Below are 18,309 nucleotides of genomic sequence, written 5' to 3'. Positions count from 1 at the left end.
GCTACATGCAGCCACATCGTCAACGCCGCAAACAAAAAGCCCGCCGTCGCCGGCGGGCCTTCGATCGATGTTATCGCAACCGGCTTACTTGCAGGCGGCGCAGAAGCGCTGGATGCGGCGGCAGGCTTCCTCGAGCAAATCCTCCGAGGTTGCGTAGGAGATGCGGAAGTTCGGGCCGAGACCGAAGGCCGAGCCGTGAACGACGGCCACACCTTCCGATTCCAGAAGCTCGGAAACGAAATCCTCGTCGGTCTCGATAACCTTGCCGGACGGCGCCGTCTTGCCGATCAAGCCGGCGCAGGACGGGTAGACATAGAAGGCGCCTTCCGGAACCGGGCAGACGATACCCTTGGCCTGGTTCAGCATGGACACGACGAGATCGCGGCGGCCTTCGAAGATCTTCTTGTTCTCGGGGATGAAGTCCTGCGTGCCGTTCAGCGCTTCGACGGCCGCCCACTGGGCGATCGAGGTCGCGCCCGAGGTCTGCTGACCCTGGATCATGTCCATAGCCTTGATGAGCTGGATCGGGCCGGCCGCATAGCCGATACGCCAGCCGGTCATCGCATAGGCCTTGGAGACGCCGTTCATCGTCAGCGTGCGGTCGTAGAGCTTGGGCTCGACTTCGACAGGCGTGACGAACTTGAAGTCGCCATACGTCAGGTGCTCGTACATGTCGTCGGTCAGCACCCAGACATGCGGATGCTTCATCAGCACGTCGGTCAGCGCCTTCAGCTCGGCATGCGTATAGGCAGCACCCGTCGGGTTGGACGGCGAGTTGAAGATGAACCACTTGGTCTTCGGCGTGATCGCCTTTTCGAGATCGGCGGCCTGGAGCTTGAAATTGTGTTCCTGGGTCGCAGAAACGAAAACCGGCGTGCCGCCGCACAGCGCCACCATCTCGGGATAGGAAACCCAGTAGGGCGCAGGGACGACGACCTCGTCGCCGGGGTTCAGCGTCGCCATGAAGGCGTTGAACAGGATCTGTTTGCCGCCGGTGCCGACGATCGTCTGCTCCCAGGAATATTCCAGGCCGTTCTCACGCTTGAATTTGGCGGCGATCGCCTTGCGCAATTCGGGAATGCCGGAAACCGGCGTGTACTTCGTCTCGCCGCGGTTGATCGCGTCGATGGCGGCCTTCTTGATATTCTCGGGCGTATCGAAATCCGGCTCGCCGGCGCCGAGGCCGATGACGTCGCGTCCTTTTGCTTTCAGCTCGCGCGCTTTCTGGGAGACGGCGATGGTGGCTGAAGGCTTCACACGGGAAAGAGCATCGGCAAGGAAGGCCATGATATCGGTCCTAATGGTTGAAACGGGCAGAAAGCCGGGACCGGAGTTCTGCGGTTAGCTCTATGTCCAATGTATGACGGCATTTCAAGCGCAAAGGCGTGATGGGGGCAATGATTCTTATTGATCGTTTTCGCCACACAGGGCGAGCCGAGGTTCTTGCCATCTTAGCACGAGGAGGAGGGTCAGTACTCAATTTGGATGAATTGCTTTTTAAGCCGCTGCTGATGAACTGCCGGCATGAGAAAGCCGCCCCGCAAGCCCTCCACACCGCTGCGTCTCGCGCCGGACGACCTGGAATTGAATCGGCCCGAAAGTCGGCAATACCCGCAGGAGACGATCGACCGGGAAATGGCTGCCCGCAACTATCTGAACATCGACACGGCGATCCTGCTGGGGATCCTGATTATTGCGATCGTCTTCAGGTTCCACAAGATCACCTTGCCGCTGGTCGACGGCTTCAGTTGGCGTGAGATAAGCACCGCCATGATGGCCGACAACTTCCAGCAGCGCAGCTGGAACATCTTCTTTCCCGAGGTCAGCTGGACCGGACCCGAGCCAAGCTATCAGGGCCGCGAGTTCCAGATCGTCAGCTACCTCTCAGCCCTGCTCTACCAACTCTTCGGCTGGCACGACTGGTTCGGCCGCGTGGTTGCAGCCTTGTTCGGTCTGCTGACGGTGTTTTCGCTGCACAGGCTGACAACGCTGTGCTGGGGCGAGAGGCACGCCCACGCGGCAGCATTGGCCTACGCGCTGATGCCGGCGGCAATCCAGATCGACAGCTCGTTTCTTCCCGATCCCGCGATGCTGGCCTTGGTCACTCTTGGTGTCTGGCTGTTCGCCAAATACTGGGTCGGCGGCAGCGGCTGGCTCTTGCCGCTCGCCACGGCCAGCTTCTCGCTCGGCGTGCTGTCAAAGCCTCCGGGCATCGCCGCCGGCGCCGTCATCTTTTATCTGATGGTCTGCTGGATTCTGGAGAAGAAGTGGAAGCAGGCGAGCTTTGTCTTCCTGTCAGGGCTTTTGAGCCTGGCCATCATCGGCGCTTATTTCAGCTGGGCGATCTATCTCGCCCGCAGCTATCCGCCGTTTCATTTCGCCGGCAGCGGCGGCTATATCTGGGATTACGGCTTCTGGACATATGTCAGGGACAGGTTCTACTTCAAATCCGCATGGAACACCTCGGTCTTATGGTTCTACGGCTATCCGTTCATGGTGCTGTTCGCCGTCGGCATGTGGATGCCGCCCAGACCCGCCGAAGACCCGAAGCAGCGCATCCTTTCGGCCATTCCCTATGTTTGGCTGGCTGCGGCGTTTATTCTTTATCTGGCGGCGGCGGGCGAGATCACCAGCAATGTGTGGAACTTCCACATCTTCCATGTGCCGGTTGCGATATTCTGCGGCCATGGCGCGCTACTTCTGGCAAGGCTTACATCGACAACCTTTCTAACGCCGGCAGTGATGCTTCGCTTGATCTGTATCGTCGCCATAGCGCTCGGCTGGTCGACCCTTCCGCTGGTCAGGACGATGAAGAAGCCGGTCGCGATGAAGGGCAAGCTGCTTGGCGAGGAACTGGCGCGGCTGACGCAACCGGGCGATCTCGTCGTCGCCATCGCGCCGGAAGTCGGTGATCCCGTCGCAGTCTACTACAGCAGGGCGCGCGGCTGGGTATTCCCGCCTGGCGGAGGCGATTCCGAATGGTCGAAATTCGTCGTCGATGACGCCACCGCCATCGCACAGCTCGAGGAACTGCGCGCGCAGGGCGCGGATCTGTTCGGCGTGGCCAAGAACGCCACAGACAAGCAGGACCTGCTGTTCGTCGAGCATCATAAGGGCCTGATCGACTATCTGGACAGGACCGCAACCAAGCTTACGGATTCAAATGATTTGCTGGTCTACAGGATCACCCGTCCATGAGAGCCGCGACAGAAGTGGATGCTCGGTGACCCCTTCGACCACCGACACTTTCGCATCGCTTTTTCGTCACCTATGTCTTTTGAAATCAGACAGATCGGCGGGTTTCGTCATCGCCACGAATAAGCCGCAACAAATGCCGCACGCCGCCGCAATTCGGTCGCGAGCGCGCCGAGATCGAAGCCGCATCATTGCGTCATCCAAAATTGGTTATTGAGGGTACGCCAATGTTTCTGGAAGATGAGTTCGCCATCGGGCGCATGCGCATGCGCCGGATTTCCATTTCATTTCTTGTCGCCGCCACCGCCTTTGTCGCCTGCCTCGCCGCCATGCTGGGACTTGCCTCAGCCGCGCGCGCCGAGGCGCAGCAGACATCCGGTCAGCTCGCGGCCCTTGTCCGGCCGAACCACGTCAATAGCGGCTCGCTGCTCTTCCCGTCGAAGGAGCCCGGCTTCTACGTCGAAGCGCCGCGGCTGAAGACCGACGTCGCAATCGACGTCTCGGGACCGATCGCCAGGGTGAAGGTGACGCAGCGCTTCCAGAACCCGAGCCAGGGCTGGGTCGAGGGCACCTATGTCTTCCCGCTGCCGGAGAATTCCGCCGTCGACGCGCTGAAGATGCAGATCGGCGAACGCTTCATCGAAGGTCAGATCAAGCCGCGCCAGGAAGCCCGCGAGATCTACGAGCAGGCCAAGGCCGAGGGCAAGAAGACGGCGTTGCTCGAACAGCAGCGGCCGAACATCTTCACCAATCAGGTCGCCAATATCGGCCCCGGCGAAGAGATCGTCGTGCAGATCGAATATCAGCAGACGGTCCGCCAGTCGGGCGGCGAGTTCTCGCTGCGCTTCCCGATGGTCGTCGCGCCGCGCTACAATCCGGCGCCGATCGTCCAGACCGTCGAATTCAACAACGGCGCCGGCTTCGCCACGCCGCGCGACCCGGTGGAAAACCGTGAGAAGATCGAAGCCCCCGTGCTCGATCCGCGCGAGAATGCCAAAATCAACCCGGTCTCGCTGGCCGTCAACCTCAAGGCCGGCTTTCCGCTCGGCGAAGTCACATCGTCCTTCCATGGGGTCGATATCGGACAGGACGGCGACCAGGCGAGGACGATCAGCCTGAAAGGGGATTCCGTCCCCGCCGACAAGGATTTCGAGCTCACCTGGAAGGCCGCTCCCGGCAAGACGCCGAGCGCCGGTCTCTTTCGCGAAGTGAAGGACGGCAAGACCTATCTGCTCGCCTTAGTCACTCCGCCGACGGCGCCGGATGCGGCAGCGCCGGCCAAGCGCGAGGTCGTCTTCGTCATCGACAATTCCGGCTCCATGTCCGGCCAATCGATCGAGCAGGCAAGGCAGAGCCTGGCCCTTGCCATTTCCAAGCTGAACCCGGAAGACCGCTTCAACGTCATCCGTTTCGACGACACGATGACCGATTATTTCAAGGGCCTCGTCGCCGCCACGCCAGACAATCGCGAAAAAGCCATCGCTTATGTCAGAGGCCTGACCGCCGACGGCGGCACCGAAATGCTGCCCGCCCTCGAGGACGCGCTGCGCAACCAGGGGCCGGTCACAAGCGGAGCGCTGCGCCAGGTCGTGTTTCTGACAGACGGCGCGATCGGCAACGAGCAGCAGCTCTTCCAGGAAATCACCGCAAACCGCGGCGATGCCCGCGTCTTCACCGTCGGCATCGGCTCGGCGCCCAATACTTACTTCATGACCAAGGCCGCCGAAATCGGCCGCGGCACCTTCACCCAGATCGGCTCGGCTGATCAGGTGGCAAGCCGCATGGGTGAGCTCTTCACCAAGCTGCAAAATCCCGCCATGACCGATATCGCCGCGAATTTCGAAGGCGTCGCGGCCGAGGATATCACGCCGAACCCGATGCCCGACCTCTACAGCGGCGAGCCCGTCGTGCTGACTGCGGAACTGCCTGAGGATAAGCCCGCCGGCAAGCTGCAGATCATCGGCAAGACGGGCGACCAGCCCTGGCGCGTCGAGATGGATATCGCCAATGCCGCGGACGGCAACGGCATCTCGAAGCTCTGGGCGCGGCGCAAGATCGACGATTTCGAAGCCCGCGCCTATCAACGCCAGGATCCTGCCGCGCTCGACAAGGATATCGAGACGGTGGCGCTTGCCCACCACCTCGTCTCCCGCGTCACCAGCCTCGTCGCCGTCGACGTCACGCCGTCACGGCCGGCAAACGAGCCGCTCGGCTCGGCAAAGCTGCCAATCAATCTGCCCGAAGGCTGGGACTTCGGAAAGATCTTCGGCGAAACCGACGGCGCGACACGCCGGGCCTCCGCGGATCCGGCAGGAAATGCAGCACCGGAACAAGCCGTAGCCGTCACGCAGGAGCCTGCCGCATCGCCAGAGATCGCAAACTTGATGGCCGCAGCGCCGACGGCAAAAGCCGCCACGCTGATCGCTCAGAAGAGCTCGACCGTGAACCTGCCGCAGACGGCGACCCGGGCCGACGAGCAGATCATGCGCGGGCTTACCATGCTGCTACTGGCGCTGACGGCGGCGAGCGGGCTCGCTATCTGGCGCCGCCGCATCAAGGGCCTCGTCACGGCCGGAGCCAAGCGCGATGGCCTCTAGCAGCAACGAGGAAGCGGCTGAATTCGAGCCGCTTCCGACCTACCTGGAACTCGCCATGGCCGCGGCCACGGCCCATGACAGACCGAAGGCGCGCCAGAAGAAGGGCTTCTTCCTCTGGCGCCTTTCGCCGATCGAAAAGGCGATCGCCTTCGCCATTTCAGGTCTTGCCCTTTATGGCCTGGCGCTGATTGGCGACGGTGTCCTGCTGAAGGCGAAGGCGGAGCTCTCGCAGGTCCTGCTGAAGCGCGCTTTCGCCGCCGAACTGCACGGCGAAGAGATGAAGCCCTGGCCCTGGGCCGATTTTACGACGGAAGCCAAGGTGCGCGCGCCGCGCCTCGACAAGGAGGCCATCGTGCTCTCCGGCGCCTCCGGCGAGGCCCTCGCCTTCGGTCCCGCCTGGCTCGCCAACACGCCGCAGCCGGGCGAGCAAGGCACCTCCGTCATCGCCGCCCATCGCGACACGCATTTCCGCTGGCTCCAATATGTAAGGCCCGGCGATACCATCGAAATCACCCGCCGCGACGGCAAGCTGTTGACCTTCAAGGCTGGCGAAGGCCGCATCGCCCCATGGGATGCGAGCGGCATCGATCCCGCCTCCGACGGTCGCCGCCTGGCGCTGACGACCTGCTGGCCCTTCGATGCGACTGAACCGGGGTCGCTGCGCTACATCGTCGAAGCGGAATTGGTCGACGGCGAGGCGACCGGCGCCGTTCAACCGGCAAACACAAGGCCGTTATTGCAGGGCGAATGAGGTTGAAGCCGTCCCCTGCCCGCTCCACGTTCAGCAGCATGAAGAGACGACGGGGAGCAAGATGAAGAGAGTGTCCGCCTTCCATTTCGCTGCAGCACTAGCGTTCGCAGGCGCCATATCGGCCAACGCGGCCGATACCGTCAATACACAGGGTCCCGCTGTTCGTGTCGAAAAACTCGCCGATGGTCTCGACCATCCTTGGGCGGTCGAGGCACTGCCCGGCGGCGGCTATATCGTTACCGAGCGGCCCGGCCGCATGCGCATTATCCGCGACGGCAAACTGTCCGATCCGATCGCTAACGTGCCCAAGGTCAGTGCCCGTGGCCAGGGCGGTCTTCTGGACCTAGCGCTTGCCCCGGATTTTGCAACGAGCAGAAAGCTCTATTTCACCGCCGCCATGGCGAACGACCAGGGCTCCGGCACCCGAGCCTTCAGCGCGAAGCTTTCTGCTGACGAGAAGAAGCTCGAGGCTGTAACGCCTGTGTTCGGCATGCGGCGCTTCACATCCACCAACATTCACTATGGCTCGCGGATCGCGATTGCCCGTGATGGCACACTGTTCATCAGCGTCGGGGATCGCGGCGACCACGACCGTTCCCAGGATTGGCAGGACAATGCCGGCGCGATCATCCATATCAATGCCGACGGCAGCATCCCCGCCGACAATCCCTTCAAGGACGGCGGCAAGGCGCTGCCGGAGATCTGGTCGAAGGGCCACCGCAACCCGCAGGGCATCACCTTCGACGCCAAGGACGGCAAGCTCTATACGGTCGAGCACGGCGCGCGCGGCGGCGACGAAATCAACCAACCCGAAGCCGGCAAGAATTACGGTTGGCCGATCATCACCTACGGCCGCGACTATTCCGGCGCCGAGATCGGCGAAGGTACCGCCAAGGAAGGGCTGGAGCAGCCGCTGCAGTACTGGGACCCGTCAATTGCGCCCGGCGCGCTCGCGGTCTATCGCGGCGCCATGTTCCCGGAATGGGACGGCGACTTCCTCGTCGCAGCGCTGAAATTCCAGCTGCTTTCGAGAATGCAGCGGGATGAGAGCGGCGCCTTCGTTGCCGAGGAACGCCTGTTCGAAGGCGACTACGGCCGCATCCGCGACGTCGTCGTCGCACCCGACGGCGCGCTTCTGATGGTGACCGACGAGGATGATGGTGCGTTGCTCAGGGTTTCCAGAGCAGAAGCCGACAACGGCTGAGACGTCACAAGACCCCGCGCAGCTCCTTGCGGATGACGAATTTTAACCCCGACCAGGTTTCGTCGACAGCGCAGACCTTGACGTCAACCAGACCTGGCGGGAGCAGAATCTCCCGCAGCACATCCTCGGTGACATCGGTCGGCACCCGCGAACTCTTTTTCGGCCAGGAGATCCAGAGCATTCCGTCTGGCTTTAAAACATCGAAGAGCTTAGTCGCGACAGCCTCCAGCGTCGCCCGTTCGGTCACAAACAGATGCACATAGTCGAACGCCCGCTGAGGCGTCTCCGGAAGCGCAAAGGCGACCGAGGCAAAACCATCGAAGCCACGGATGTCGCCAATCATTTCGGGAACGCCGAGGAGAGCAGCCGCCTGTCCGCGCACAAGCCCGAGCTTTCTGGCAAGCGGCGTGCCGGAATAGCCTACCGTCTTTAGGGCCGCTCTATCTCCGGTCGACCGCCCCTCTCCGCTTCGCATGCCCCGCCTCCGTCCTCAGACATTAAGTCTTCACCCTTGCCGAAAGGAAACGCAACTGTTAACCGCTGGGGATATACCCTTCCCATCGAGGCCGACATGACGCGCGTTCAGGCGAATCTCCTCCTATTGCTTGCCGCCGCCATTTGGGGCGGCGGCTTCGTCGCACAGTCGACGGCGATGAAGGCGATCGGCCCGTTCTGGTTCATCGGCCTGCGTTTTGCCGTCGCCACATTTGCCGTGCTGCCTTTCGTCTTTTTCGAAGCGCGCAAGGCCAAGACGAAGACAAGCAAGCGGCATGCGAGACTCTACATGCTGACCGGCCTTGCCCTTTTCGGCGGCGCCGCCACGCAACAGGTGGGACTGCAGACGACGACGGTGACGAATTCCAGCTTCATCACCGGTCTCTATGTCGTCTTCGTACCGCTGATAGCCGTGTTCTTCCTGCGCCGCGCCCCGCATTGGATCATCTGGCCGGGCGCACTGATGGCCGTCGCGGGCATTTACCTGCTGTCCGGCGGTCATCTCTCGGCGCTGACGTCAGGCGATCTGCTGACCGTCGTCTGCGCCGTCTTCTGGTCGATCCAGATCACCCTTGCCGGCACGACGGTTTCCGAGACCGCAAGGCCGCTGGCGCTTTCCGCCACGCAATTCGCCGTCACCGCGGTCTGCGCGCTGGCAATTGCGGTCGCCGCCGAACCGATCAGTCTTTCCTCCGTATGGGCCGCAGCCCCGCAGATCCTCTATGTCGGCATCTTCTCCTCTGGTCTGGCCTTCGTGCTGCAGGTGATCGGCCAGCGCTACACGACGCCCTCGCAGGCGGCAATCTTCCTCTCTTCCGAAGCGCTTTTCGGCGCATCGCTGGCAGCGTTGCTGCTCGGTGAGTCGATGTCGGCGACGGGCTATACAGGTTGCGCGCTAATGTTTATCGCTATGCTTGTAGTCGAACTCGTGCCGAGCTTCACCCGCCGGGGCCTGCGGCCCGCCTGAACACGCGTCCAAATATGGGCGGATGGCCAATCCGAAAAAAAATTCACTGAACCGTAAAGACGCGTTAACGTTGCATTTTTGGCAAAATCTGCTCGAAATTTATATTGCAGACGATACAATACGTTAATCATGCTCCTTCGGCGATGGAAATTTTGCGTTTTTGCGCAAATTGGCTGCGGGCGTGGAGTGTGCCCTGAACGACACGTTAAAAAACTTTTGCTTGCCAAAATCCCGGAAACGCCGCACTCTCGCCTCGTTCGGGCATTTTGCGAGCATGGGAAGTCCTTAAGTATTTGCGCGCCGGAAACGCTAATATTCCGGTCAGCCAGTTCCGAAAAGGCAGGCGAAAGTCCTGTCTGGGGCAGGCCGAGGTAGAGGGGACCTTTTTCTCACATTTCAAGAATTGCCTGCCAACACCTCCCGCAAGGAGGCAATGCTATGATGCTGCCCGTGTGGATGGCGGGCAGAGAGAAAAGGACCTGACGCATGGCCGAAACTGGCACTGTAAAATTCTTCAATACCGACAAAGGCTTCGGCTTCATCAAGCCGGACCGGGGCGGCGCCGATATCTTCGTTCACATTTCTGCCGTCCAGGCCTCCGGGCTGGCCGGTCTGACGGAAAACCAGAAGGTAAGCTTCGACACGGAGCCGGATCGCCGCGGCAAGGGCCCCAAGGCCGTCAATCTGCAGATTGCGGGCTGAACCCTTAACAAGGCTGTCGAATTTCGAGTTGAAGCCCGGCAGCAATGCCGGGTTTTGTCATTCAGCCTTCGTTCAGCTAGCGAACGGTAGGACTAGCATCATCGAGAAAGGAACCGGGGTTCGGTTCCCGGGATTAGGACTCTCTGCTTATGAACAGGCTCGCAAAAACTCTCCTGCTGACGGCAACGGCCGGCGCACTTACCCTCTCCGCCATCGGCGAGGCATCGGCTCGCGATCGCCATTGGCGCCGGCACGGCGGCAACGATGCGCTTGTCGGCGGCGCGGTCGGCCTTGCGACCGGCCTGATCGTCGGCTCCGCCATCGCCAATGCCAATAACGGCCCCGTCTACGAAGAGCGCCGTTATATCGACCCGGCCTACGAGCCGGATTATTATGAGCCGGCACCGGTCTATCGCGCCCCACGCCGCGTCTATGTCGAAGAGCCGCGATATGTCGAGCAGCCGCGATACTACGCGCCGGCCCGCACGGCGGTGGAGCCCTGGTCGCCGCAATGGGAGCGTTACTGCTCCTATCGCTACCGCTCGTTCGATCCGCGCACGGGCACCTATATCGGTTATGACGGCCGCAGCCACTTCTGCACCGCCGGCTGAATGCTCGACTATCTCTGCTACAAAGCGCCGCTTCTCAGCGGCGCTTTTGCTTTTGGACCCCTTCACCCGGCTTTCTTTTCCCAAGGCATCGGTCCCACCCCGGCATCAGGCTCGAAATCGGTCGAGACACTGACGGCGCGCCACTCCCGGTCGGCTGCGATGCGCGCTGCATCCGCCTTCTCGACATTGCGCACCGCATCACTGCCGAGCAACAGCCGGAACGGCGGCTCGTCGAGACCGGCAATGTGGATAATGACCGCAGCCGCTTTGGCAGGATCACCGGGCTGACGGCCGTCATACTCGCGCTGAAAGCGCACCGTGGCGCCGACCGTTTCCGCATATTCCGCCCGCCCCTCGGCAAGCACCGTCGAAGCGCCGACGAAATCCGTCCTGAAGCCGCCGGGCTCGACCACCGTCACCTTGACGCCGAATGGCGAAACCTCCTTCGCCAGCACTTCGGAGAAACCCTCGACACCGAATTTTGCCGCCGAATAAGCGCCCCGGCCGGCAGGCCCGATACGCCCGCCGACGGAGGAGAACTGAATGATATGACCCGCCCCCTGCCCGCGCATCAAGGCGATCACCGCCTTGCTCATGATGATCGTGCCGAACAGGTTGGTTTCGATCTGGGCGCGGAAATCGGCAAGGCTGGTATCCTCGATCGAGCCGACATTGCCATAGCCGGCATTGTTGACGAGCACGTCGACACGGCCGAACCTCTTGACGGCTGCCTCGACGGTTACGGCCGCTGCCGCCTCGTTCGTCACGTCAAGCGCTAGCGTCAGTACCTGCCCGCCATAGCGCTCGGAAAGCTCGGCAAGCTGGGTGGGATTGCGTGCCGTCGCCACCAGATTGTCGCCGGAGGCCAGGACTGCCTCCGCCAGCGCCCGGCCGAGACCGCGCGAACTCCCCGTAATCAACCAAACCTTCGACATCGGAAACCTCTTCTTCATTGGTTCCCTGCCCATGTATGTTCTATCGTTTCCAATCGAAAGAAGGCACCAACACGATCCATACGCACCTCGAGGTAACAAAGGTGGCCGGCGACACATTCGATTTCTGCTGCAACATGACCGATGAACAGGATGCGCGGGCGCGCGCCTTGATCGAGCGGGCGGCGGCGAAATGGCCGCTGCGCATCCTGCACGTGCTCTCCGATGCCGGCGCGCCTTTACGTTTCTCGCGTCTGATGGAGCGGCTCGAGGGCATCAGTCAGAAAGTGCTGACGCAGACGCTGCGCACCCTCGAAAGCGACGGCCTCATCATCCGCACACTCTACCCCGAGGTGCCGCCGCGCGTCGAATATGAATTGACGCCGCTCGGCCGTGAGCTCCTCATGCAGGTCGCAACGCTCTGGCGATGGATCGTCGAGCGCCTCGGCGATTTCGATGCGCGCAACGCCGTAAAGCTCACTGCAACAAGTGTTTAAGCCGGAATGCGGATCGTCGCCCTCAAGCCTCCGAGCGGGCTGTCGCCGAGCGTGACGTTGCCGCCATGGCTGCGGGCAATGTCACGGGCGATCGCAAGACCGAGCCCGGTGCCCGACGCATCGAGGTTGCGCGCCGTATCCAGACGGAAGAACGGTTTGAACACGTCTTCGCGATTCTTCTCCGGAATGCCCGGCCCGTCATCGTCGAAGATAACAGTCAGCCATTTGGCGTTGTGCTTGGCTTCGATGTCGAGCCTATTGGCATAGCGGCGCGCGTTCGAGGCCAGGTTGGTGACGAGACGCATGAAGGCGTTCGGCCTGACCGATATCTCGTCGTCGCCTTCGATCGAATAGGCGAATGTCTTGCCGTGCAGGGCGAAATCGGCTTCCAGTTTGGCGAAGATCTCGCTGAGCTTCAGCTCGCCGACATCCTCTTCGACCTCGCCGCGCGCGAAGGCCATGTAAGCCTCCAGCATCGTCTGCATATCATTGACGTCATCGTTCAGGCCATGCAGGTCGGGATTGTCGCCGGCGAGCGCCAGTTGCAGTTTGAAGCGGGTGAGGATGGTGCGCAGGTCGTGGCTGACGCCGGAGAGCATCGCCGTGCGCTGCTCGATCTGCCGCTCGATGCGCTCGCGCATCAGAATGAAGGCAAGGCCGGCGCGGCGGACCTCGTCGGCGCCGCGCGGATAGAAATTGTCGGGCTTCTGCCCCTTGCCGAAGCTTTCGGCCGCCCGCGCCAGCATCAGGATCGGGCGTATCTGCCCCCGTAGGAAGAGGATCGAGATACCGATCAGCACCAGCGAGGTGCCGACCATCCAGACGATGAAGATATGGGTATTCGAGGCATAGGTCTGACTGCGTTTGGCCAGCACCCTGAGGATCTTGTTTTCCAGCTTGATGCGGATCTCGACCAGATTCGAGTTGCCGACCGTATCGATCCAGAAGGGCCGGTGGATCTCGTCGTTGATCTCGTCGCTGAGGATGCCGTCAAGGATCGAGAAGAACGGCTTGACCCGTGGCGGCGGCAGGTCGCCGTCGGGCTCGATCGAGATCTGCAGGTTGAGCTGATCACGCGCAATCCGGATGATCTCGCCATAGTCCGAATTCTGCGGATAGGTCTCGACGATCTCGATGATCGCTGCGATGTCGCGGGTGACGGCAAGCGACAGCCGCTCCGTCACCATCTGCCAGTGGCGCTCCATGAAGACGGCGGCGACGACGGATTGCAAGAGCACCATCGGGATGATGATGATCAGCAGCGAGCGTGCGTAAAGCCCGGTGGGCAATCGGCGCCGCAGCCAGCGGACGATCCAGCGCCAGCCCGCAGCAGGAGCGCGGTCTTCCCGCCGCAAGCTGTCCATTGTCGCCATCAGCGTCGGTCCTGGCCTTTCGGAGCATGGTGCCGGAAAGTGTGAACCGTCAACGGCATCATCTTCCTCTTCCTCAAATCTAGTCGATGCTCAGCCTGTATCCGATGCCGCGCACTGTCTGCAGCCAGACGGGGTTGGCCGGATCCTCCTCGATCTTGCGCCTGAGCCGGTTGATCTGCACGTCGATCGTCCTCTCGCCGACCTCGGTGTCGTTGCCGATCAGTTCGTGCCGGGGGATCGTGTCGCCGGCGCGCCGCGCAAAGAGCAGCATGATTTCCTGCTCGCGGTCGGTGAGCCGGATCACCTCGCTGGCCTTCTTCAGCTCCTTGCGGGTCAAGGAGAATGTGTAAGGCCCGAACATGACCTGTTCGATCTTCAGCCCCTCACCGCCGGCGTTGCGGCGCAGGATGTTGTTGATGCGCAGCACCAGCTCGCGCGGATCGAAGGGCTTGGAGAGATAGTCGTCGGCGCCGGCCTCGAGGCCTTCGATGCGGTTTCCCGATTCCGCCAGTGCCGTCAGCATGATGATTGGCACGTTCTTGATGGCGCGAAGCCCGCGGGTGACGTCGATGCCGGATTCACCGGGCATCATCACATCCATGATGATGAGATCGAAATCGAGACCCGCAAGCTTGCGCTGCGCCTCGGCGCCGTCGGCCGCGACGGTAACGCGAAAACCGTTCTCCGCAAGATAACGATTGAGCAGCGCGCGGATGCGGGAGTCGTCGTCGACCACCAGCAGATGCGCCGCATCATCGGAAATACCTGTCTTGACCGCCATTCAATCCGCCTTCTTTCTGTCCCGCATGCCCCCGAGGAAGGCCTTCACCCCCTCCCGCACCTGCGCGGAGGCTCCTTCGAATGCCCGCTCAATGCGGCGCGATTGCGGCTCTGCAAGCGCAAGCGCCAGCTCGCGCCCCGATTTCGTCGGATAAAGCTTGCGCTGCCGCCGGTCCTCAGGCCCCGCCACCTGGCGAATATAGCCTGAATCGATCAGCTGTTTCAGCACCCTTGCAAGACTCTGCTTGGTGATCTTCAGCGTGTCGAGAAGATCGGCCACCGTCATGCCGGGATTGCGGTTGACGAAATGCACGACACGATGATGCGCCCGGCCGAAACCGCTCTTTTCGAGGATGGCGTCGGGATCGGAAACGAAGTCGCGATAAGCGAAGAAGAACAGCTCGATGATCTCGAAATCGATCGTCTCGGTATCTTCCATCGGCGTGGCCAGCGGCTCCGGCTTGCCCGTTTTCGGACCGGTCTGTCGTGACACTCGGCTTTCCTTTCTTTTCCCCGCACTGCGGGACGTTTTCGCGGGGATAGGTCAGTTTTATTGACTTAAATTGCGTCGCTGTTGGCTTTCCGAACTCTGCGGCAGCCCTACACGGACTTTTCCTCTGCTTGGCATTTCCTTGGAACCGAGGCCCATCCGGCGCACCGCGCAATTTCCCCCTGCGTCTGTGGATAAAACGTAATGGGGACAACAATCAACAGGCATGGCGCGTGAAGCGCTGGAGGTGTCAGGACGATCGCCTGGCGCGGCAGCGGGATGATGTGCGTTTCGGCGCAGGCCGACTGCATTCTATCCGGCGGCGATCGCCGCCGGATAAGCCCTTCACGTGATCAGTGCGGTCGGGCTACCTATGCGCCCGCGCCATCACCAGTCCGGCGAGCGTCGAGAGAATGCCGCCGCCGATCAGGCCGCCGATACCGTCGGCGATCAGCCCGGTCGCTGCGACGTCCCCGCCGACCATGCCGAGCAGCATGCCGCCGCCGACACCGCCGATCGCGCCGGCGATCGTACGGGCGACGACATTGATCGCATGCTGCTTCAAGGCGGCGCTCGCAGCGTTGCCGCCGATGGCACCGGCAATCAATTGGACGATGAACGGAAGTAGCGCTTCCATGATTTCCTCCTTGGCGATCTCCCCGATCGCCGTCATATGCCGAACCTTCGGCATATTAGTATTTTAGCATATTCAAAAATAAAGAGGAGAAAAATCAACCGATGCGGGATTAAGGCGGAGAGATCGACAGCGAACAGAAGCGATCAGTCGACTGCCTGCAGACTGCTGACAAAATCGGCCTAGGCTTCTTTCGTCATGCTCGGGTTTTCCCGAGCATCTGCTTCCGTTTGAAATCGAGATGTCATCAAACTAAAGGCGGCCCGTGGGCCGCCTCGCTCAAATTCCCCGATCACGTCATTGGTAGACATAGACGATCCGGCGCGTGCCGGGATCGACCAGCACGGGACGGTCGTTGATCCTGGTATAGCGGTATTCATAGTCGGGGATGGTCTGGAATGTGACATCACCCGGCACCTCCGCACCGACGACGACATCGCCGCCGAGCCGCACCGTCTCGGTTGGATTGGTTTCGATATAGGTGCGCACCGTCTCCGGCGGAGTGATGGTCTCGACAGCCCCGACCGGGCCGATCAGTTCGTCGCCTGGCGCCGGCTGCGGGTCAGCCGGGACGACGCTGGCGGTCGACTCGTAAGTGACGACGGGAACGCCGATTTCGGCGCGGTGCTGCTCGACGATCACCTGGTTGCCGCCATAATCCATCTGCAGATAATCGGCATAGACCCAGCCGCGCATGCCGTTGACGTCGACGCGGCACCAGCGACTGCCTTCGATGCAGCCATCGAGCACCGCGGTCGAGCCGCGGGTAGCAAGTCCGACTGTCGGATATTGCGGACCCGGACCTGCGCGGACGTTGAGGTCGTTGACTGTGGTCGCCACCATCTCCGCCTGCGCCAGCCCGCCGGTCGCCAGGAGCACCGCTCCAGCCAGTAGGATGTTTCTCTTCAAGGTCATGTGAGCGTCTCCTTGGTTTCGATGGCCGGACAACGCACGGCGTCCCACGATGTTCCCCTCGGCTGCGCCCGACAAATGGGCGGCTCCAGAGAGCCGCGCACAAGCATTTGAAAAATCTAGAAAAAACCTGATTCCACCGCTGCGTGGGGATAGCGGAGAACCCCATAAATTTGTATTGCAGCTTGTCTTTTTGCCGTGAAACAGCTCGCGCCAGCAGCAGATTCCGGCTGTCCTTGCCGCCGTTTCGAACTATACCTGAGCACCCGAGACACCAAGCGAGGCACTTATGGGCATGCTCCAGGCCGGCATCATTCCGGTGACACCTTTTCAGCAGAACTGCACGGTTTTCTTCGATCCCGACACCCAGGAAGGCGTCGTCGTCGATCCGGGTGGCGACGTGCCGCTCATTCTCCAGGCGATCGAGAAAAGCGGCCTGACCATCAAGGAAATCTGGTTGACCCACGGCCATCTCGACCATGCCGGCGGCGCCAAAGAGTTGAAGGAAGCCCTCGGCGTCGACATCGTCGGCCCGCACCAGGACGACCTGCCGCTGCTGCAGCGCATCGAGACCCAGGCGGCGAACTACGGCATATCAGGATTGCGCAACGTCCTGCCCGACCGCTGGCTCAAGGATGGCGACAAGGTTTCGTTCGGCGCCCACGAGTTTGAGGTCTATCACGCGCCCGGCCATGCCCCCGGCCACGTCATCTATTTCAACCGCGCCCAGAACTTCGCCCATCTCGGCGACGTGCTCTTCAACGGCTCGATCGGCCGCACCGACCTGCCGGGCGGCAATCATCAACAGCTGCTGGATTCGATCCGCGACAAAGTCCTGCCGCTCGGCGACGAGGTCGGCTTCATCTGCGGCCACGGCCCTGGCAGCCGCATCGGCGATGAACGGCGCAGCAATCCGTTTCTGCAGGAGATCAGAGCGCGTGACGGCTCGGATGCGGGCAAATCGGGGGAAGATAAAAGGCTCTAAGGCTCACATCATCTTCTGGCCGTTCGGCACCGGCCGCTCGACCGCGGCGAGCACGATCGCGCCGTTCTCATCCGCAAATCCCAGCGTCAGCACTTCCGAGCGGAACGGCCCGATCTGGCGTGGCGGGAAGTTGACTACGCCAAGGACCTGCCGGCCGATCAGCCTTTCCGTCGTATAATGCTCGGTGATTTGCGCCGAGGATTTTTTCATGCCGATGTCGGGGCCGAAATCGATGACCAGCTTGAACGCCGGTTTGCGCGCTTCCGGAAAGGGACTGGCCTCGACGACCGTGCCGACACGGATGTCGACACGATCGAAATCGGCGTAGGTGATCTCTTCGGCCATAAGGGGCTCCGTCAGCCGGCCAGTTCCTCGGCCCGCTTGCGCGCTGCCGCGAGTGCCTTATCGAACAAAGGCTGCATGCCGTTTTCGGCCATCAGCACCGCCAACGCCGCCGCCGTCGTGCCGCCCGGAGAAGTCACATTCTGCCGCAGCCGCGACGCATCGTCGGGGGACTGGTGCAAGAGTTCACCAGCCCCCGCGACAGTTTCCCGCGCAAGACGCATGGCGAGGTCCGCCTGCAGGCCGAGCTTACGGCCCGCCTCCGCCATACATTCGACGAGATAGAAGACATAGGCCGGGCCACTGCCGGAAAGCGCCGTCACGGCATCGATATCGGCTTCCGCAGGCACCCATTCGACCGGGCCGGAGACGCGCAGAAGCGAATGGACGCGGTCGCGCTGCTGATCGCTGACCGCTGAATTGGCATAGGCCCCGGTGACGCCACGGCCGACCATGGCCGGCGTGTTCGGCATGGCCCGTACCATGGCGGCTTTCCCGAGATGCTTTTCGAGAAAACCGAGCGTCTTGCCGGCAGCGACCGAGACGACGACCGTCTCCGGCCCGACAGCGCTTTTCACCGCCGGCAACACCGCCTCCATCACCTGCGGCTTCACCGCAAGGAACAAGACACCTGCCTTCAACGCTGTCGGAAGCGCCGCGAGATGGGTCGCTCCCGCCTCGCCGATCGTCGCCAGCATCGCCGGCGACGGGCCGGGATCGACGACGATGACGGCCGAGCCCGGAACGCCGCTCTTCAGCCAGCCGGAGAGCATCGCGCCGCCCATATTGCCGGCGCCGATCAGAACGACGGGATGCTTCGAGGAGAAAGCCTTGGCTGGCAT

General features: G+C 62.0%; 19 protein-coding genes. 9 read left to right on the top strand and 10 right to left on the bottom strand.

Translation table 11 applies throughout. The features are described 5' to 3' along the window. Window positions 1-84: 84 nt before the first annotated feature. Window positions 85-1,287, bottom strand: coding sequence for a pyridoxal phosphate-dependent aminotransferase (locus MHI61_RS08415; protein WP_038690321.1), 1,203 nt, complete (start codon window positions 1,285-1,287; stop codon window positions 85-87). 237 nt (window positions 1,288-1,524) lie between these two features. Between MHI61_RS08415 and MHI61_RS08410 the strand changes: the two genes are divergently transcribed. The 4 genes from MHI61_RS08410 (at window position 1,525) to MHI61_RS08395 (ending at window position 7,747) form a co-directional block, all read left to right on the top strand. Beyond that, window positions 1,525-3,198 (top strand): glycosyltransferase family 39 protein, encoded by a 1,674-nt coding sequence (locus tag MHI61_RS08410; RefSeq protein ID WP_239791644.1) that lies wholly within the window; start codon window positions 1,525-1,527, stop codon window positions 3,196-3,198. A 224-nt stretch (window positions 3,199-3,422) separates the two neighbouring features. Next, the gene (locus MHI61_RS08405; protein WP_239791643.1) at window positions 3,423-5,792 is read left to right on the top strand and encodes a marine proteobacterial sortase target protein; all 2,370 of its coding nucleotides are present in this window, start codon (window positions 3,423-3,425) and stop codon (window positions 5,790-5,792) included. Continuing rightward, a complete protein-coding gene (locus MHI61_RS08400; RefSeq protein ID WP_239791642.1) occupies window positions 5,782-6,543 on the top strand; it encodes a class GN sortase in 762 nt (253 codons plus the stop codon). Before MHI61_RS08405 ends, MHI61_RS08400 begins: the two co-directional genes overlap by 11 nt. Before the next feature lie 61 nt (window positions 6,544-6,604). Then, entirely contained in the window at window positions 6,605-7,747 is a 1,143-nt protein-coding gene (locus MHI61_RS08395) for a PQQ-dependent sugar dehydrogenase (RefSeq protein WP_239791641.1), read from the top strand. A 4-nt stretch (window positions 7,748-7,751) separates the two neighbouring features. On the opposite strand, the gene MHI61_RS08390 is transcribed toward MHI61_RS08395, so the two are convergent. Next, complete coding sequence (locus MHI61_RS08390; RefSeq protein ID WP_239791640.1) at window positions 7,752-8,222, bottom strand: DUF3052 domain-containing protein; 471 nt, start codon at window positions 8,220-8,222, stop codon at window positions 7,752-7,754. A 96-nt stretch (window positions 8,223-8,318) separates the two neighbouring features. On the opposite strand from MHI61_RS08390, the gene MHI61_RS08385 reads away from it, so the two are divergent. The 3 genes from MHI61_RS08385 to MHI61_RS08375 all read left to right on the top strand — a co-directional run bounded on the left by MHI61_RS08385 (window position 8,319) and on the right by MHI61_RS08375 (window position 10,522). Continuing rightward, entirely contained in the window at window positions 8,319-9,209 is an 891-nt protein-coding gene (locus MHI61_RS08385; RefSeq protein ID WP_239791639.1) for a DMT family transporter, read from the top strand. 486 nt (window positions 9,210-9,695) lie between these two features. Then, complete coding sequence (locus tag MHI61_RS08380) at window positions 9,696-9,911, top strand: cold-shock protein (RefSeq protein ID WP_003561293.1); 216 nt, start codon at window positions 9,696-9,698, stop codon at window positions 9,909-9,911. A 149-nt stretch (window positions 9,912-10,060) separates the two neighbouring features. Beyond that, window positions 10,061-10,522 carry a BA14K family protein gene (locus tag MHI61_RS08375; RefSeq protein WP_239791638.1) on the top strand — a complete coding sequence of 154 codons (462 nt, stop codon included), beginning with the start codon at window positions 10,061-10,063 and terminating at the stop codon, window positions 10,520-10,522. Between the two features lie 62 nt (window positions 10,523-10,584). On the opposite strand, the gene MHI61_RS08370 is transcribed toward MHI61_RS08375, so the two are convergent. After that, the gene (locus MHI61_RS08370) at window positions 10,585-11,457 is read right to left on the bottom strand and encodes an oxidoreductase (protein ID WP_239791637.1); all 873 of its coding nucleotides are present in this window, start codon (window positions 11,455-11,457) and stop codon (window positions 10,585-10,587) included. Between the two features lie 35 nt (window positions 11,458-11,492). On the opposite strand from MHI61_RS08370, the gene MHI61_RS08365 reads away from it, so the two are divergent. Further along, window positions 11,493-11,951 carry a helix-turn-helix domain-containing protein gene (locus tag MHI61_RS08365; RefSeq protein ID WP_239791636.1) on the top strand — a complete coding sequence of 153 codons (459 nt, stop codon included), beginning with the start codon at window positions 11,493-11,495 and terminating at the stop codon, window positions 11,949-11,951. Here MHI61_RS08365 and MHI61_RS08360 read toward each other — a convergent pair. The 5 genes from MHI61_RS08360 to MHI61_RS08340 all read right to left on the bottom strand — a co-directional run bounded on the left by MHI61_RS08360 (window position 11,948) and on the right by MHI61_RS08340 (window position 16,143). Continuing rightward, on the bottom strand, window positions 11,948-13,324 hold the full coding sequence (locus MHI61_RS08360) for an ATP-binding protein (protein ID WP_239791635.1): 1,377 nt from the start codon (window positions 13,322-13,324) through the stop codon (window positions 11,948-11,950). The genes MHI61_RS08365 and MHI61_RS08360 overlap by 4 nt on opposite strands. Window positions 13,325-13,403: 79 nt before the next feature. Further along, window positions 13,404-14,105 (bottom strand): response regulator transcription factor, encoded by a 702-nt coding sequence (locus MHI61_RS08355; RefSeq protein ID WP_004680166.1) that lies wholly within the window; start codon window positions 14,103-14,105, stop codon window positions 13,404-13,406. Beyond that, window positions 14,106-14,597, bottom strand: a complete 492-nt coding sequence (locus tag MHI61_RS08350; protein ID WP_183912474.1) for a MarR family transcriptional regulator — start codon at window positions 14,595-14,597, stop codon at window positions 14,106-14,108. A gap of 364 nt (window positions 14,598-14,961) precedes the next feature. Next, a complete protein-coding gene (locus MHI61_RS08345) occupies window positions 14,962-15,231 on the bottom strand; it encodes a hypothetical protein (protein ID WP_097605065.1) in 270 nt (89 codons plus the stop codon). Window positions 15,232-15,525: 294 nt separating this feature from the next. Beyond that, window positions 15,526-16,143: a DUF1236 domain-containing protein gene (locus tag MHI61_RS08340; protein ID WP_097578608.1), complete on the bottom strand. Its 618-nt coding sequence runs from the start codon at window positions 16,141-16,143 to the stop codon at window positions 15,526-15,528. A 286-nt stretch (window positions 16,144-16,429) separates the two neighbouring features. Here MHI61_RS08340 and MHI61_RS08335 point away from each other — a divergent pair, with 286 nt between their 5' ends. Continuing rightward, on the top strand, window positions 16,430-17,125 hold the full coding sequence (locus MHI61_RS08335; RefSeq protein ID WP_239791634.1) for an MBL fold metallo-hydrolase: 696 nt from the start codon (window positions 16,430-16,432) through the stop codon (window positions 17,123-17,125). A 3-nt stretch (window positions 17,126-17,128) separates the two neighbouring features. On the opposite strand, the gene MHI61_RS08330 is transcribed toward MHI61_RS08335, so the two are convergent. Continuing rightward, complete coding sequence (locus MHI61_RS08330) at window positions 17,129-17,470, bottom strand: tRNA-binding protein (RefSeq protein ID WP_097604626.1); 342 nt, start codon at window positions 17,468-17,470, stop codon at window positions 17,129-17,131. A gap of 11 nt (window positions 17,471-17,481) precedes the next feature. Further along, a complete protein-coding gene (proC, locus tag MHI61_RS08325; RefSeq protein ID WP_239791633.1) occupies window positions 17,482-18,309 on the bottom strand; it encodes a pyrroline-5-carboxylate reductase in 828 nt (275 codons plus the stop codon).

Origin of the sequence: Rhizobium sp. K102, assembly GCF_022385315.1 — a bacterium.
GTDB lineage: Bacteria > Pseudomonadota > Alphaproteobacteria > Rhizobiales > Rhizobiaceae > Rhizobium > Rhizobium croatiense.
This window is presented reverse-complemented; position numbering and strand designations above follow the sequence as displayed.

What these genes read in the sequence shown, in the direction of transcription:
- MHI61_RS08415 (WP_038690321.1), bottom strand. Translation starts at nt 1,287, where the DNA reads ATGGCCTTCCTTGCCGATGCTCTTTCCCGTGTGAAGCCTTCAGCCACC.
- MHI61_RS08410 (WP_239791644.1), top strand. Translation starts at nt 1,525, where the DNA reads ATGAGAAAGCCGCCCCGCAAGCCCTCCACACCGCTGCGTCTCGCGCCG.
- MHI61_RS08405 (WP_239791643.1), top strand. Translation starts at nt 3,423, where the DNA reads ATGTTTCTGGAAGATGAGTTCGCCATCGGGCGCATGCGCATGCGCCGG.
- MHI61_RS08400 (WP_239791642.1), top strand. Translation starts at nt 5,782, where the DNA reads ATGGCCTCTAGCAGCAACGAGGAAGCGGCTGAATTCGAGCCGCTTCCG.
- MHI61_RS08395 (WP_239791641.1), top strand. Translation starts at nt 6,605, where the DNA reads ATGAAGAGAGTGTCCGCCTTCCATTTCGCTGCAGCACTAGCGTTCGCA.
- MHI61_RS08390 (WP_239791640.1), bottom strand. Translation starts at nt 8,222, where the DNA reads ATGCGAAGCGGAGAGGGGCGGTCGACCGGAGATAGAGCGGCCCTAAAG.
- MHI61_RS08385 (WP_239791639.1), top strand. Translation starts at nt 8,319, where the DNA reads ATGACGCGCGTTCAGGCGAATCTCCTCCTATTGCTTGCCGCCGCCATT.
- MHI61_RS08380 (WP_003561293.1), top strand. Translation starts at nt 9,696, where the DNA reads ATGGCCGAAACTGGCACTGTAAAATTCTTCAATACCGACAAAGGCTTC.
- MHI61_RS08375 (WP_239791638.1), top strand. Translation starts at nt 10,061, where the DNA reads ATGAACAGGCTCGCAAAAACTCTCCTGCTGACGGCAACGGCCGGCGCA.
- MHI61_RS08370 (WP_239791637.1), bottom strand. Translation starts at nt 11,457, where the DNA reads ATGTCGAAGGTTTGGTTGATTACGGGGAGTTCGCGCGGTCTCGGCCGG.
- MHI61_RS08365 (WP_239791636.1), top strand. Translation starts at nt 11,493, where the DNA reads ATGTTCTATCGTTTCCAATCGAAAGAAGGCACCAACACGATCCATACG.
- MHI61_RS08360 (WP_239791635.1), bottom strand. Translation starts at nt 13,324, where the DNA reads ATGGCGACAATGGACAGCTTGCGGCGGGAAGACCGCGCTCCTGCTGCG.
- MHI61_RS08355 (WP_004680166.1), bottom strand. Translation starts at nt 14,105, where the DNA reads ATGGCGGTCAAGACAGGTATTTCCGATGATGCGGCGCATCTGCTGGTG.
- MHI61_RS08345 (WP_097605065.1), bottom strand. Translation starts at nt 15,231, where the DNA reads ATGGAAGCGCTACTTCCGTTCATCGTCCAATTGATTGCCGGTGCCATC.
- MHI61_RS08340 (WP_097578608.1), bottom strand. Translation starts at nt 16,143, where the DNA reads ATGACCTTGAAGAGAAACATCCTACTGGCTGGAGCGGTGCTCCTGGCG.
- MHI61_RS08335 (WP_239791634.1), top strand. Translation starts at nt 16,430, where the DNA reads ATGGGCATGCTCCAGGCCGGCATCATTCCGGTGACACCTTTTCAGCAG.
- MHI61_RS08330 (WP_097604626.1), bottom strand. Translation starts at nt 17,470, where the DNA reads ATGGCCGAAGAGATCACCTACGCCGATTTCGATCGTGTCGACATCCGT.
- proC (WP_239791633.1), bottom strand. Translation starts at nt 18,309, where the DNA reads ATGCCAGCCAAGGCTTTCTCCTCGAAGCATCCCGTCGTTCTGATCGGC.